Raw genomic sequence first — 16249 nt, 5'->3', positions numbered from 1 at the left:
GCAAGATACCCGAGGGTGTAGATACGGATGAAGCATATCTGCCGATAACAGTGGATTCCTCACAGCTGCGGGCAATTAATATGGCAGCAGCAGGTGTCAGTTTTGTGCTGCACGGACCACCTGGAACCGGAAAATCACAGACTATTACAGCAATGGTTGCAAACGCGCTTACAAAGGGGAAGACGGTTCTTTTTGTGGCGGAGAAAATGGCTGCACTTGAGGTTGTGCAGAAGAGACTGGCAGCACTTGGTATTCAGGATTTTTGTCTGGAGCTTCATTCCAATAAAGCGACTAAGAAAGCCGTGCTGGATCAGCTGAAAAGAGGTCTGGAGATTGGTGTCTGGGGTATTACAACGGAATACGATAAGAAAATCCAGGATATTCGGAAAATGCGTGGGGATCTGGATGCCTATGCAAAGGCACTGCATGTAAAGAGACCGTTTGGAAAAACGCTGCGTCAGCTGATGGATATTTATGAAATGATTCCGGAGCTGGAGAAGAGCGTTCGTTTTGATCATGCTTATGTAAGCTCGCTTACAGAGAGTGATCTGGATCATAAGGTTAACAGCCTGGAGCGGCTGATTGCTGCCGGTAAAGGGATCGGACACCCTCATAACCATCCATTGGCTGCGGTTCAGCAGACTGAATATAATCAACGTCTGAAATTTGAACTGGAAGGTGTTGTACGTACTTATGCTTCGGCGCTGGAAACGTTCAGGAATCATGTGTTGGCCTTTGTAGAATTGGTGGGTATTGAGCCGCCGGTAACGGAAGACCAATGGAATCATATTTGCAATTATGCCAAAAGTGTGATTGCAGCAGAGGAGATACCTGTATTTTTGAAGCAGGCTGATGATATTGACCAGGAATTTTCTGAGCCAATGATGTATCTGGAACATAAAACTGAATTTTCTGCAAAGAGAGCTGATTTCTTTGCTCAGTGGAATGAGAATTTTCTGCGCATGAATATGGACATTTTTCGTGAGAAATATGACCAGGCTAATAAAAAATTCTTTGGTAAAGGGAAAGCATTTGCTGCATTAACTTCTGAAATGCAGGCTTATGCGTCCTTTCAGATAGAAACGGAGCGGATTCCCGTATATCTGACGGATATTACATTCTACCAGCGTGAATTGCAGGATATATCCGATGCTGAGGCTGCATTGCCGTATGAGTGGAAGAAAATATTGCAGGATTATCCGTCTGCAGCTGCATTGCAGGGATATAAGGAAAATGTGAAGAAACAGCTGCAGGTGATGGAGCAGTTCTCAGTTCAAATCCAGAAGCCCTGTATTCAAATAGCTCAGAGCCTGCCTGGCGATTTACAGGCAGTGAAGAATGGTGAGGCTGAAGCGACGGCATTGCTTAATCTGAAGTTTGCGGATGATGAATTGAATTGGATGGAAAGCCGTCTTAAGATGTGTTCATGCATCCTTGAAAATGCCGCTTCGATTAAAGATTGGATTGTATACAGACAGTTTGCTGCTGAGTGCCGCGAGCAGGGACTGGCTCCGGTATGTGAGGCTTATGAAGCAGGATTGCCTCATGAAGAGGTTATGACAGTTTATCTGCGGTCTATCTACAGATCTATAATTCTGGCAGTGATTGAGAAAGAACCGGTATTGAACAGCTTTACGGGGATTGGATTTAATGAGAAGATTGTCCAGTTTAAGAAGCTGGATCAGGAATTTATGGAACTGACCAAGGATGAGATGTTCTGCAAACTGACACATCAGCTTCCGACATCGTATGATTCTGTGGAGGTTAGCAAGGAGCTCAATATACTAAGAAGAGCAATCAGCAGCAATGGAAGAGGCTTATCTGTGCGAACGTTGTTTGAACAGATTCCGCACATTCTGACCAGATTATGCCCATGCATGCTGATGAGTCCCATTTCTGCAGCGCAGTATCTGAAAGCAGAAAATGATTTGTTTGATATTGTAATATTTGACGAGGCATCCCAGCTGCCTACCTGTAAGGCGGTAGGTGTTCTGGCCCGTGGTAAGAATGCTGTTATTGTAGGGGATCCGAATCAGATGCCGCCAACCAGCTTTTTTGCCGGGAATACGGTAGATGAAGATAATTTGGATATTGAGGATCTGGATAGTATTCTGGATGACTGTCTGGCACTTGGCATGCATTCAGCATATCTGCACTGGCATTATCGCAGCAGACATGAAAGTCTGATCGCTTTCAGCAATCAGGAATTTTATGAGAATTCAATGCTTACCTTCCCGTCAGTTAATGACAGGGAAAAGAGGGTGCGCCTGGTTAAGGCAGATGGTTTTTTTGACCGTGGAAAAGGGCGTGTGAATGAGGGGGAAGCAAGGGCGATCGTTGCTGAGATAAAGAGAAGATATCAGAAGCCGGAATTGATAAATCAGACGATTGGAGTTGTTACATTTAATATCAGTCAGCAGACATTAATTGAGGATTTGCTGCAGGAAGAGTATCAGAAGGATGCTGCATTTGATAAGTGGGCGAATGTTGGTGAAGAAACCATGTTCATTAAGAATCTTGAAAATGTACAGGGAGATGAGCGTGATGTTATCTTGTTCTCAATTACTTTCGGTCCGGATGCAGACGGTAAGCTTTCCTTGAATTTTGGTCCGCTGAATAAGAATGGCGGCTGGAAGCGGCTGAACGTTGCGGTATCCCGCGCAAGAACGGAGATGGTGGTATTTACAACTATGACTGCCGATATGATTGATCTGAAACGCACAAAATCCAAAGGCGTTGAATCGCTGAAAGGTTTCCTTGAATTTGCTCAGAAGGGACGGCTGCAGGGAGAATATGTGGAGACCAGGGTTCAAAATTCTCAGGGTATCATGGAGCATATCTGCCAGCGTATTACAGATGACGGTTATAAGTATCAAAAGGCGGTAGGGCATTCTAAGTTTAAGGTGGATATTGCTGTGATCAATCCATACGATGAGAAAGAATATCTGCTTGGTATCATGCTGGATGGAGAATCCTATCGTCAGTCTTCCAACACAAAGGATCGGGAAGTGGCACAGATCAGTATTCTTAACGGACTTGGCTGGAAGCTGCATCGTATCTGGACGATGGATTGGTGGGATAATCGGGATAAGGAACTGTCTAAGCTGATGCAGATTCTTGAGGAAAAGAAAGCAGCTGCATATCAGATGTATCAGGAGCAATACACGGTTGATGCAGTGAATAATGATGTATTGGAGGATACAATCAGCGACAGGGCGGAAACGGAAGCTATTCCTTCTGATGCAGAATTAGCAGAGCCGGTAGAGAACGCAGTAAAAAATACAGAGAAGCAGGCTGCGGAGCAGATTCCAGTGGTTGATGTGAAAGAACGTTTTGTGGTAAAGAACCCTGTCATCGAGGCTGCTAATGTCAAAGTGGCTGCCGGAAAGAATGAAGCAGCCAGCACTATCACGCAGGCCGAACAAGTGGAACTGGATTATCGATTAGAGGAATATGTACCTGCAGAGGTTGAGATGACAGATCTGTCTACGATGGATTATGTCAAGAAGGAAAACCTGAAGCAAATTACAGAGAAATTGCAGCAGCTCATCGATGCAGAGGCTCCAATTACCTATGATAAGCTGGTTAAGAAGACTCTTAGGGCATTTAATATTTCGCGTTCAAGTACACAGACTCTGGAAGCAACTGACAAGGCACTGAAAAAGGCCTCATCAAGGATGAATAAACAATCCGGTGTTAAGTTCTACTGGCGCAGGGATCAGAACCCGGAAAGGTATTGGAGGTATCGCAATGACAGCAGTTTGGCGGATAAGCGATCTGGGGATGAAATATGTCAGCAGGAGCTTAAGAACGCTGTATGCGTGACATTGAGAGAAAAGGTGGCTTTGGAAAAGGACAGTCTTGTCAGGGAAACCATTCGTACTATGGGATATGCCAGAAGCAGTGCGGCATTGATAGCTGCAGTTGAAAGAGGCCTTAAATATGGGCGAAAAACTGGTGAGATTGTGCAGGATGCGGAGAACCGGTTTACGCTGAATGAAAATATGTAAAGTGGAAAATGAAAGCCGGGTATATAATGGATACGAAAAAAGGTACAGAAAGGATCAGGTTAAGATAAGTGAACTATCAAAAGATAGACGGAATAGAATTCAAAATGGGTAAGGAATTTGACTTTAGTTTCTTAAAAAAATATGGTAAAGTGTTTAAAGTATTTGATGACCAAGATTCAGGAAATATTTGTTTTGGAATAGAGAGTCAAGGAGGAAGAATATTTGTCAAATTTGCAGGAGCACAAACTGCAGAATATGATGGGGATATTTCTAAAGCAATTGAAAGATTAAAGTCAACAGTACCTGTATATGACTCTATCAAACACACCTCACTGATTAAGTATATTTGTTCAGAAGAAATTGGCAAGGGATTTGCTATGATATTTGAGTGGCAGGATGGAGAATGCATGGGGAGAATGTATGAAGAATCTCATCGAAATATTATGAGTTTACCTTTGGATGAAAAGATACTTATTTTTCAAAGTATTATTGATTTCTTAATTGATACAGCCAAAATGGGGTATGTTGCAATTGATTTTTACGATGGCAGTATTATGTACAACAGATTAAATAAGACTACTAATATTTGTGATATAGATTTCTTCAGAAAGAGTCCAAGCAGCAACGATATGGGACAGATGTGGGGAAGTGCAAGATTTATGTCACCGGAAGAATATAAATTGGGAGAAATTCTAGATGAAATCACCAATGTTTTTACAATTGGACAGATGGGATTTTCTTTGTTTACGGATAGCGAACGTGATAAGGAAGGATGGCCACTGTCTGCATCAAGTTATAATGTTCTTATGAAAGCAATCAGTCCGGATCGGATGGATAGATATATAAGTTTAGCTGAGTTTAGTGAGTGCTGGAATGAAGCCATTAAAAGCAGTATTGCCGTCAGGTATATCTGATAATTTGGGTCTGATGCTTCAGTGGACATGGTATCACGATGACATAGAGATTATTGATGAGGAAAAATAGGGAGGAGGCGTACACGTATGGGGTTTATTCGCGATTTGTTTAAAAAGATAAAGACTATCGAAGTCAAAAGGCAAAATATAACAGCAGAACAAAATGTAAATGTCATGCAATTACTGAGCCTTCGTGAGTATATGAATGAAATTCTTCAGGCGGATAGATATATTGCAAAGAGTGAATATAAAGACGAGATTCATAAGCACAAAGACGTAATAGAATTCTTTATAGTGCTTAAAAATAGTAGTATGCTTGATTTGTTTTGCAAAAAGTATAGTGTTGATTTGGAAGTGGTACAAGAGAGTATAGATTTATATTCGAACTTTGAATGCTTTGTTGACCGGCACAATGAAATATTTGTTTCAAATAAGATGCTGGCAGAAAAAGAATATTTGGATAATATTTTAAAGACAGTAGATCCGAAGATATTATTAGATGATGATCAGCGCAAAGTAATATTAACAGATGAAGATTATTGTTTGGTTATTGCCGGTGCCGGAGCAGGAAAAACAACAACAGTAGCAGCCAAGGTAAAGTATCTTGTGGAAAAAAGAAAAGTTGATCCGGCTCAGATTTTGGTAGTGTCATTTACAAATAAGGCGGTTAATGAGCTAAAAGAAAAAATAAATGATGATCTGAATATAAAATGCCCTATTGCAACGTTTCATTCAACAGGAAATGCTATTATTCATAAGAATGCACCTGATGAAAAGTTGAATATCGTAGAGAATTCAAAACTGTATTTTGTTATAAGGGATTATTTTAGGGGGTCTATTATTCAGAATGAAAATGTAGTTAATAAGCTGATTATGTTTTTTGCATCATACTTTGATGCACCATATGAAGGTGATAACTTAAATGTTTTTTTTAATCAGATAGCTAAAGCAAATTATTCTACCATGAGAAGTGATTTGGAGGATTTTAAAAGGGAGGTTATAGATTCTCGTACAAATAAGTCAGTTACAATACAGAATGAAGTGTTGCGCTCACACCAGGAAGTTGAAATAGCCAATTTCCTGTATTTGAATAATATTGATTATGAGTATGAGCCTATTTATCAGTATAATATTACATACGCGCGCAAACCATATACACCCGATTTTATTATAAAGCAGGATGGAAAGGTTGCATATATTGAGCATTTTGGGATTACTGAAGATGGAAAAAATGACAGATTCAGTGATAAGGAAGTAGAAGCATATAAGAAAGCAGTAAATGACAAAGTAATACTTCATCGTAAGCATGGAACGATTCTGATCTATACATTTTCAAAATATAAAGATGGTAAACCGTTACTTACTCACTTAAGAGAAAGGATGGAGCAGCATGGATTTGAATTAAAGCAGCGTTCTAATAAAGAAGTTATGGAAATACTCGTAGCTGGTGAGGAAAATAGATATGTTCGTAAACTGGTTAATCTTATCTGTCGATTTATATCTAATTTTAAGGTAAATGGATACACGTCAGAAGATTTTAATCGAATGTATCACTCTACCCAGAACGTGAGGACAAGACTATTTTTAGATATTTGTAACGACTGCTTTTTAGAATATGAGAAATATTTAAAGAAAAATAAAGCTGTTGATTTTCAGGATATGATAAATGAGTCTGCAAGAATTTTACGTGAAGTACAAGAAATGAAACAAAAACTGGATTTTAAATACGTGATTGTTGATGAATATCAGGATATCTCCCGTCAGAGATTTGATCTGACTAAGGCTCTTTCAGAAGTAACGGATGCAAAGATCATTGCAGTGGGGGATGATTGGCAGTCAATCTATGCATTTAGTGGTTCAGATATTACCCTGTTTACAAAATTTCAGGAAAAAATGGGATATGCTAAACTCCTGAAGATTGTAAAAACATATCGTAATTCCCAGCAAGTAATAGATATTGCCGGTAATTTTATTCAGAAAAATACAGAACAAATTTCAAAAAAACTGGAATCACCAAAGCAAATTAGTGAGCCGGTAATTATCTATACTTATGACGGAACATACAAAGGTAAAAATGGAACTAGAAGAAGCGGTGTTAATTATGCAACAGCCAATGCCACCCAGGTGGCATTGAAACAAATAGTGCATTACAGTAAACAAGAAGGACGAAAGTCAGAGTCCATACTGTTACTTGGACGATTTGGGTTTGACGGTGACCAGTTAGAAAAATCAGGTTTATTTGAATACACGAGCAGAGGCAGTAAGATAAAAAGTGTGATGTTTCCAGAGCTGGATATTACATTTATGACAGCGCATTCGTCCAAAGGTCTTGGTTATGATGAGGTTATTATTATAAATGGAAAAAATGAAACTTATGGATTTCCATCAAAAATAGAGGATGATCCGGTATTGTCCTTTGTGATAAAAGGGGATCGATCCATTGATTATGCTGAGGAACGCAGACTTTTTTATGTTGCAATGACAAGAACAAAAAATCGTGTTTACTTTATTGCACCGGAACAGAATCCGTCTGAGTTTTTGGTTGAGTTAAAGAGAGATTACAAAAACGTAGTAATTCATGGAAATTGGAACGAAGAGGAACCTAAAACGATAGGACGAAAGTCATGCCCATTATGTGGATATCCGCTGCAGCTTAAATATAAAAATTCATATGGATTAAGGTTATATATTTGTACAAATGAACCGGAATTATGTGGATTCATGACGAATGAGCATAAAGCAGGAAAGCTTTCAATATTGAAATGTGATCAATGCAGAGATGGTTATCTTATTGTAAAATCTTCTAAATCGAATGATTACTTTCAGGGATGTACAAACTATAAGAAGGATGGAACTGGCTGCAACAATGTGATAAGCAAAAATAAGTTTTATGATATGATGGGATATGAACTCGAATCAGATCAGCTGCAGGAAACAAAAGATGATACAAAAAGCCAGCTGATGCACAACTCACAAAGCGATACAGAAAATAAAAAGAAACAAAAAATACTGCATGTGTATGAAGCCCGGGAAGATAGTATTTCCATAAAGATAGGCAAATTTGAACCCGTTTTATGTAGAGAACGGGATTTGAATGAAATCGTACATTGTATTCTTAGTGCGCTGCAAAGTGTTAGTAATGTTCGTTATTATGGCATAACAATGCTGACGGATGTGCTCGTAGGAAATACTACGAAAAGACTATTGGATAATAAGCTAAATACAGTACCACAATTTGGGAAAATAAACTATGCATCCAGAGACGAGATCTACGCAATTATTGAATGGCTGATTGATAATAAATTTATTTTAAAAACAAAAGGCCAGTATCCTGTACTGCATCCAACCTATAATGGAATGCATTACGATGAGAAGATGACATTAAAGCAACTGAAACAATTAAAAAGGTATTTAGAGCAGCAGACAAAGAATGTGATAGAAAATGTAGATATCCGTGCCACCACACGGTGAGGATTGTATAAAATTGTGTTAAAAATAAATGTTACAGGAGGTATATATGATTAAGGTTCAAAACCTGTCCTACTCGTATCAACAAAAGGACTTATATAAAAAGGTTTCATTTACAATAGAGGATAATAAGCATTGTGCATTGATTGGTGCCAATGGTACAGGAAAAAGTACGCTGCTGAATTTGCTGATGAACTCAGATGAGTATCTGTACGATGGAAAAATAGAAATTAAAGGTTCAGGCAGGATTGGATATGTCAGCCAATTTTCGCAATTAGATCAAAAAGAAGATTTGACTGTTTTTCAGTATCTCAGTGAGGAGTTTGTGAAGCTTGAGCAGAAAATCATTGATTACTGTAAGGAAATGGAGACTGCTGTCAATCTGGAATCTATTTTTGAGGAATATCAGAAAGTACTGGATGAATTTAATGCCATTGATGGAGATTGTTACGAAAGCAATATTAAGAAGCAGCTAAAAGTAGCTGATTTACAAAAGGCAGAAGGACAGAAAATCAGTAGTCTGAGTGGCGGAGAATTTAAGCTGGTTCAGGTGATCAGAGAGATGATGCTTAGCCCAAGACTTCTGATAATGGATGAACCTGATGTGTTTTTGGATTTTGATCATCTGAATGCTTTGAGCAATCTGATTAATGCCCATAAAGGAACCCTTCTTATTATCACCCATAACCGGTATCTGTTAAACCATTGTTTTAATAAGATACTACACATGGAAAACATGGATCTTCAAGAATTTGAAGGAAACTATACAGAATATAATTATGAACTTCTTGCCACAAAGATTGATCTGGAAGCAGCAGCTGCTGCAGACCAGGCAGAGATAGACCGTCAAAGTAAAATCTTAGAAAAGGCCAGAGTAAAAGCAACATCAATGGATAATGCATCCCTCGGTAAAGCGGTACATGCAAGACAGACTTTGCTTGATCGGCTAAAAACCAGAAAAACTAAGGCTCCTTTCGTAGATATCAAATATCCGGAGATTCATTTTGAACTTGAAAGAGAAGTGGTAAATGAAAACATTCTTGAATTGACTGATTATAGTGTTGCATTTGATGAACAGCTTTTAGACCATGTTAATTTTGTAATGAAACCCCAGGATCATGTCGCAATTGTTGGAAATAATGGAACTGGAAAAACAACACTGCTTCGTGAAATCTTTGAAAATAATAAAGAAGCTATTAGGATTAGTGAGCATGCTGAGATTGGTATTTTTTCTCAGATTACGGGCTCATTATATGATGACACAAAAACTTTGCTTGAGATTTTTGAAGAAAAGGGTGTTGAAACCAAACAGAATGCAGTGGACTATTTGAAAAAATATGGATTTGAAGAAGAGACTCTAGATCAAAAAGTGAGTGAATTATCTGGTGGAGAAAAAGACTTATTTCAATTAGCTGTGATTTCATTAGGAAGGGCTAACTTCCTTCTGTTGGATGAGCCCACGGGGCATTTGGATGTTTATGCACAGATTGCATTGGAGCAGGCGATTTCAGCGTACAAAGGTGCAATCCTTATGGTATCTCATGACTTTTACACGGTAGCCAATTGCGTGGACTATGTATTATTGGTAGAAAATAATACTGTACGGAGAATGTCTATCCGTAAATTCAGACAGATGATTTATGCCAATCATTTTGACAAGGATTATCTGCTTTTGGAACAAAAGAAGAAAGAGACAGAAACCAGAATTCAACAGTTGCTTCAGATAAATGAATTTAGTAAGGCAAAGGATCTAATGGGATTATTAGGAGAAATTATTAAGAAAATGAGAGCATTGGAGTAGAAGTCATTGCACATGTAATATCAACTCATACTACAGAATATTTGCAAGAACGATATTTTGAGGGGGAGTCATATCAGCAGGTATGGGTTCTAACGATTCCATGAAATGGAATTGTAACTTTGTATAATAAGAATTTAGATGAAACGCATATAGGGGGAAATCGTAAAGTGTAAGGAGAAGGTTATGAAAATAATATTTCGAAACAATTGTCATATCAGAGAATTTGGGAGCGATTATTTTAAAATCAGAACATTTTTATGCGGAATTAAAGACCCAAATTATTCTTATGGCAGATGGGACTGGATGATGAAGCATGGATTTTTAAATGAATCCGAAATTTCCAGGGTTGGGGTCTGGGAAGAGGCGGGGGAAATCGTGGCGGCAGCTCTCTATGATACGGACCTGGGAAACGGACATTTTTGTATAAAGGATGGCTACAGTCATCTGAAAGAAGAGATGCTTCTTTACGCTGAAAAGAATCTAAAGAACGATGATGTATTTGAAGCATTTATTGCAGATTCTGATTTGGAATTTCAGCGTATTGCTTATCGAAACGGATACTTTCCAACTACAAATAAAGAGTGTGATGCATATTTTCCCATTGAAGAACGCTCTCTGGACTATAAATTGCCTGAGGGATTTCGAATTGCCAGCATGGCCGATCAATATGATATATTCAAGTATGGAGAGGTATTGTTTAAGGGCTTTAACCATGAAAAAGAAGACAAAAAATTTTCCCCGACAGAAAAGGAAATTGAACATGGTCATGATGAATTTAATGCTCCGAAAGTAAATAAGGAACTGAAAATGATTGCACTGGATTCAGACAGCGAGTTTGCTGCTTATTGCGGTATGTGGTATGATCAGGATTCGGAATATGGAATTGTTGAACCGCTGGCAACAATACCAAAATACAGAAAAATGGGGCTTGGCAGAGCTGTTGTCTATGAAGGAATAAAACGATGCAGAGAATTAGGAGCGAAATACATATTTGTGGGCTCTTCTCAGCAATTTTATTATTCCATTGGATTTATTCCTTATGGAAACGGAACCTATTGGGCGAAGAAGCGTGTTCAGTAATGTAAAAGCAGCAATCCAGGAAGATGCGGTCCCATAAAGTGTGATACACGGCTGCCAGAAAGTAATTTTCAAACACGCTGTAGAGTGATAAATGAAAGGAGATGTGATGAAAAAATATAATTATTTTGTTGTACTAAATGAGAGCAAAGAAAAAGTCCTTTTTTGTAAAAGGATGAAGGAGTCATGTAAAGGTATATATAGTTTTGTAGGTGGTAAAGTTGAAACTGGTGAAGACAGTATGAATGCTGCTTACAGAAAATTACAGAAAGAGACTGGTATGGGGAAGTTTGATATTAGATTATTTCATCTGATGGACATTACAAATTATGATCAGGATATTTTAATAGAACTTTATGTAGGGCGCATTCAAAAAAGTGAGAAGTTGCAAGAAGAATTAAATTCGTTGGAATGGCTTTCAATAAAGGAAGATTTCACAAATCAGGAACGTTTTGCAGGAGAACAGAATATTTCATACATCATGAAGGTGGCAATGAAATATCTGCTGAAGGAATTTGCTGCAGACAGAAGTATTGATTTAAATTCAATTTGTATTGGAGTCGATGGTTGTAAGGGTGGATGGGTTGCGGCTGTAATTAATAAGGGCAACTTATCAATTGAGAAATATGATTCTATCAAAGCAATTTTGGAAGATAATCCAGTATTTCATGAGTTTATTGTTGATATGGTTATTGGTCTGCCAAATAATGATTCACATATAAGACCTGATACAGAAGCTAGAACCCTAATACCAGGTAGAACTTCAACAATATTTGCAGTGCCTAGCAGACAGGCTGTTTATGCTAAATCAGAAGTGAAGCAGGCAGAAGAGAATAAGAAGGCATTAGGTAAAGGTCTGGCCAAACAGTCCATGGCTATTATTCCGAAAATAAGAGAATTAGATTCTTTTCTTAATTCTGAAACAAAATACAAGAACATTATAAAAGAGAGTCATCCCGAGGTATGTTTTGCAAGATTAAACAGTGCTGTTGTTATGACAAAGAAAGCCCAATTTTCGGGATTGTGTGAAAGAGTTCATATACTAAAAAAATATATATCAGAGGCAGATATAAGTGATATTCTAAAAAAAGCGAAAGAGTTAAAGTGCAATGCAGATGACATTGTTGACGCAATGTGTCTGGCCTTAACTGCAAATTTAAATCATCAAGGTCTGGGTGAAACAATTCCGGCTAAACCAATGCGTGACGAAAAAGGATTATTTATGCAAATGATTATTCCCAAAGAAGTGTGAGCACTTATGCCTTAGAATTTAACTAAAGACATAAGCACTTCTGGCAACGATTTAAAGTGTACTTTATGTTGCCAATTTTTACTGACACAGCAGGTATTTTGTATACATTTTTTATTTACAGCAACCCCAAAAGTCTATCAGATTCTGTACATGATAAACATTCATAAATTTTACATTATTTTTATAATTAAAGCTATTGACTTTTTATTCACAAAGTGAGATGATAGAAACAAATTCGGAAAAATGAAAGTGAGGTAAATTAAGATGAGTAATATTGATTTAACACAGTATGGCATTAATGGTGTAACAGAAATCGTTCGCAATCCTTCTTTTGATATGTTATTTGAGGAAGAGACAAAAGCAAGTTTAGAGGGTTTTGAAAAAGGCCAGGTAAGTGAACTTGGTGCAGTTAATGTTATGACTGGTATTTATACAGGACGTTCACCTCAGGACAAGTACATAGTTATGGATGAAAATTCTAAGGATAACGTATGGTGGACTTCTGCTGAATATAAGAATGACAATCATCCGGCTAGCCAGGAAGCATGGGATACAGTAAAGAAACTTGCTCAGGAAGTTCTTTCTAACAAAAGACTTTTTGTTGTAGACGCATTCTGTGGTGCTAACGAAGATACACGTATGGCAATTCGTTTTATCGTTGAGGTTGCTTGGCAGGCTCATTTCGTTACAAATATGTTTATCCAGCCTACAGCTGAAGAACTTGAAAACTTCGAACCAGATTTCATCGTATATAACGCTTCTAAAGCAAAAGTTGATAATTATAAAGAGTTAGGTCTTAATTCTGAAACTGCTGTAATGTTCAACATTTCCAGCCGCGAGCAGGTTATCGTTAATTCTTGGTACGGTGGAGAAATGAAGAAGGGTATGTTCTCTATGATGAACTACTATCTGCCACTGAAAGGCATTGCTTCTATGCATTGCTCAGCAAATACTGATTTGAACGGTGAAAATACAGCAATTTTCTTCGGACTTTCCGGTACAGGTAAGACTACATTGTCAACAGATCCGAAAAGACTTCTGATCGGTGATGACGAACATGGCTGGGATGACAAGGGTATCTTTAACTTTGAAGGCGGATGCTACGCAAAAGTTATCAACCTTGACAAAGAATCTGAGCCAGATATCTACAATGCGATTAAACGCGACGCTCTTTTAGAGAATGTTACGGTTGACGCTGATGGTAAAATTGATTTCGATGATAAGAGCGTGACTGAGAATACTCGTGTATCTTACCCGATTAACCATATTAAAAATATTGTTCGTCCAGTTTCAACTGCTCCAGCTGCAAAGGATGTTATCTTCTTATCAGCAGATGCATTTGGTGTTCTTCCTCCAGTATCAGTTTTAACTCCAGAGCAGACACAGTATTACTTCCTGTCTGGATTTACAGCAAAACTTGCTGGTACAGAGCGTGGAATTACAGAGCCTACACCTACTTTCTCTGCTTGCTTCGGACAGGCATTCCTGGAACTGCATCCTACAAAATATGCAGAGGAACTTGTTAAGAGAATGCAGATGAGCGGCGCTAAAGCATATCTTGTAAATACAGGATGGAATGGTTCCGGAAAACGTATCTCTATCCGTGATACACGTGGTATCATTGATGCGATTTTAGATGGTTCTATTGCAAAAGCACCAATGAAAAATCTTCCATACTTTAACTTTGAAATTCCTACAGAGCTTCCAGGCGTTGATCCTAAGATTTTAGATCCTCGTGATACTTATGCAACTGCTTCCGATTGGGAGACAAAAGCAGTAGATCTGGCACAGCGTTTTGTAAAGAACTTTGCAAAATATGAAGGTAATGAGGCTGGAAAAGCATTAGTTTCTGCAGGTCCTCAGTTATAAGATTAACCGGATTCTCTATTTTAATGAGTACGATGGTGTAATAATATAATGTGAATAAGATAGGGATCGGACTACAAAACCGCAAGGTTTGGTAGTCCGGTTCTTTTTTGCATCTAAAACTTACCAGGATCAGGCAAGGCAAAACTATTTCTTCTAGGGAATTCTTCTTTGAACCTGTTAAAAAACATTAATGCAGATACGCTGAAGCTGGATAAAGTTCTTTTCTGTTCTCTGAAGGCGAACACGTTCCCCGGAAATGGGTTATCATATGTCAGCAGCTTTGAATAATTGGTATTTGGACGGTAATGGTAAGCCATAAGTTTTTGATGCGTCAATTATAGGGGCAAATTCTGCAGGTTTATATTACAGCACATATCTTAACATATCTACATATAATATAAAAATTCTGGTGCATGCAGCCAGCATATAAAGGTTTCGATGAATCATGTTTAATGAAGATATATGCAGTAAAATCATATTGCCTATCTGTCCGGACTATAATAAGAAAAGACAGATTTTTAACAGGTCTATACAAAAATATCCTTCAGCTATTGTATATTGTGAGAATGCTGAGGACGTAAAAGAGGCAGTACTCTACGCCGCCAGACATGAGATGGACATCCGTGTAAGGGCAGGAGGGCATAATTATGAAGGGTTTTGTATTGGAAATAAGAGATTAGTAATAGACACCAGCCTTTTCAAGGACAAGAGTATTTGTGAAGACACCCATACCGTACAAATTGGAAGCGGTGTAAATAATAGAGAGCTCTACCATTTTTTGTTCCAGTATGGTTACCCTTTCCCCAGCGGTACGTGTCCTACCGTAAATGCAGTGGGTCTGACCCAAGGCGGTGGCTGGGGACATTCGTCCAGAATGTTTGGGCTTACTTGTGATTTACTTGTGGAGGCCGAGCTTGTGGATGCCCGGGGAAACCTGATTGTTGTAAATGAAACCGATCATCCGGATCTTTTTTGGGCGCTGAAGGGTGGAGGCGGAGGGAATTTTGGCGTAATTACTTCGCTCCGATATCATCTTTTGCCTAAGTATTCCAATGTAACCTATGTGGAAATTCTATATTCCAAAATCAATGAGAAAACAGCCCTTCTTTTCTTTCAGACCTGGCAGGAGTGGGTACAGAAGAAAGAAAAGCGATTTACTCCCAACAGCCGTATCTTTAATTCCGAAAAAGAAGGTATGGGAATATTTTTAAGGGGATTTTTTTACGGGACTCCGGAAGAAGCATCTGCGTCAGTACAGCCATTCTTAAAGATATGTGGGGCAAAAGCTACATTTCGTTATGTCACTTTTTTGGAGGCCACCGAGATAGATGCGTCAGTTTATCCCAAATCAGAAAAATTTCAATTTGCAGGGCGTTTTGCACGTGGAAGCTATTCGGACAGACAGATAGAGTCTATCCTTCGTCTGATAAAAGAAAGGGCCAGGGGATCAATCTATGCTTCGGTTGCCCTTTATGCCCTTGGAGGAAAGGTTCGTGATACGGATCCCTGTGACACAGCCTTTTACTACAGAAAAGCAGATTATATCATTGGGATTGAAACGATTTGGAGAGCACCAGGTGCCCAGCCGGAAAATCGAGCATGGCTCCATTCACGTTTCAGATGTCTGTGTTCCCTGACCATGGGTTCTTATATTAATTTTCCTTATATTTGTACCGGAAATTATATGAAAGCATACTATGGGGGAAATGCGAAACGTTTGATGCGCATTAAGAAAAAGTACGATCCGTGTAATCTATTTCGTTTTGCACAAAGTATAAGACCACGTAGAAACAGAGTTGACATGCTTTAGTACTATAGCGAATAAATTCTTGAATTGGGGTTTAGCTGAGAAGGTGAC

The 16249-nt window shown here is 38.5% G+C and carries 8 protein-coding genes; all 8 read left to right on the top strand.

What is annotated here, in order from left to right; translation table 11 throughout:
• The coding region (locus RHS_RS08430; protein ID WP_047832919.1) for a DUF3320 domain-containing protein at positions 1-4010 on the top strand (4010 nt) is incomplete at its 5' end.
• A 68-nt stretch (positions 4011-4078) separates the two neighbouring features.
• Positions 4079-4924, top strand: coding sequence for a hypothetical protein (locus tag RHS_RS08425; protein ID WP_395021816.1), 846 nt, complete (start codon positions 4079-4081; stop codon positions 4922-4924).
• Positions 4925-5011: 87 nt separating this feature from the next.
• Positions 5012-8395 (top strand): UvrD-helicase domain-containing protein, encoded by a 3384-nt coding sequence (locus RHS_RS08420; protein WP_047832917.1) that lies wholly within the window; start codon positions 5012-5014, stop codon positions 8393-8395.
• A gap of 46 nt (positions 8396-8441) precedes the next feature.
• A complete protein-coding gene (locus RHS_RS08415) occupies positions 8442-10193 on the top strand; it encodes an ATP-binding cassette domain-containing protein (RefSeq protein ID WP_047832916.1) in 1752 nt (583 codons plus the stop codon).
• Positions 10194-10376: 183 nt separating this feature from the next.
• Complete coding sequence (locus RHS_RS30625) at positions 10377-11273, top strand: GNAT family N-acetyltransferase (RefSeq protein ID WP_395021813.1); 897 nt, start codon at positions 10377-10379, stop codon at positions 11271-11273.
• Between the two features lie 106 nt (positions 11274-11379).
• Positions 11380-12522: a DUF429 domain-containing protein gene (locus RHS_RS30620; protein WP_052377833.1), complete on the top strand. Its 1143-nt coding sequence runs from the start codon at positions 11380-11382 to the stop codon at positions 12520-12522.
• 264 nt (positions 12523-12786) lie between these two features.
• Positions 12787-14391 (top strand): phosphoenolpyruvate carboxykinase (ATP), encoded by a 1605-nt coding sequence (gene pckA / locus RHS_RS08395; protein WP_027294568.1) that lies wholly within the window; start codon positions 12787-12789, stop codon positions 14389-14391.
• Between the two features lie 445 nt (positions 14392-14836).
• Positions 14837-16201: an FAD-binding oxidoreductase gene (locus tag RHS_RS08390; protein WP_047832915.1), complete on the top strand. Its 1365-nt coding sequence runs from the start codon at positions 14837-14839 to the stop codon at positions 16199-16201.
• The last annotated feature ends 48 nt before the right edge of the window (positions 16202-16249 follow it).

It is taken from the genome of Robinsoniella sp. RHS (genome assembly GCF_001029355.1).
Lineage (GTDB): Bacteria > Bacillota > Clostridia > Lachnospirales > Lachnospiraceae > Robinsoniella > Robinsoniella peoriensis.
This window is presented reverse-complemented; position numbering and strand designations above follow the sequence as displayed.

Excerpts from the sequence above, each read along its gene's own strand:
- RHS_RS08420 (WP_047832917.1), top strand. The coding sequence starts at position 5,012 with ATGGGGTTTATTCGCGATTTGTTTAAAAAGATAAAGACTATCGAAGTC.
- RHS_RS08415 (WP_047832916.1), top strand. The coding sequence starts at position 8,442 with ATGATTAAGGTTCAAAACCTGTCCTACTCGTATCAACAAAAGGACTTA.
- RHS_RS30625 (WP_395021813.1), top strand. The coding sequence starts at position 10,377 with ATGAAAATAATATTTCGAAACAATTGTCATATCAGAGAATTTGGGAGC.
- RHS_RS30620 (WP_052377833.1), top strand. The coding sequence starts at position 11,380 with ATGAAAAAATATAATTATTTTGTTGTACTAAATGAGAGCAAAGAAAAA.
- pckA (WP_027294568.1), top strand. The coding sequence starts at position 12,787 with ATGAGTAATATTGATTTAACACAGTATGGCATTAATGGTGTAACAGAA.
- RHS_RS08390 (WP_047832915.1), top strand. The coding sequence starts at position 14,837 with ATGTTTAATGAAGATATATGCAGTAAAATCATATTGCCTATCTGTCCG.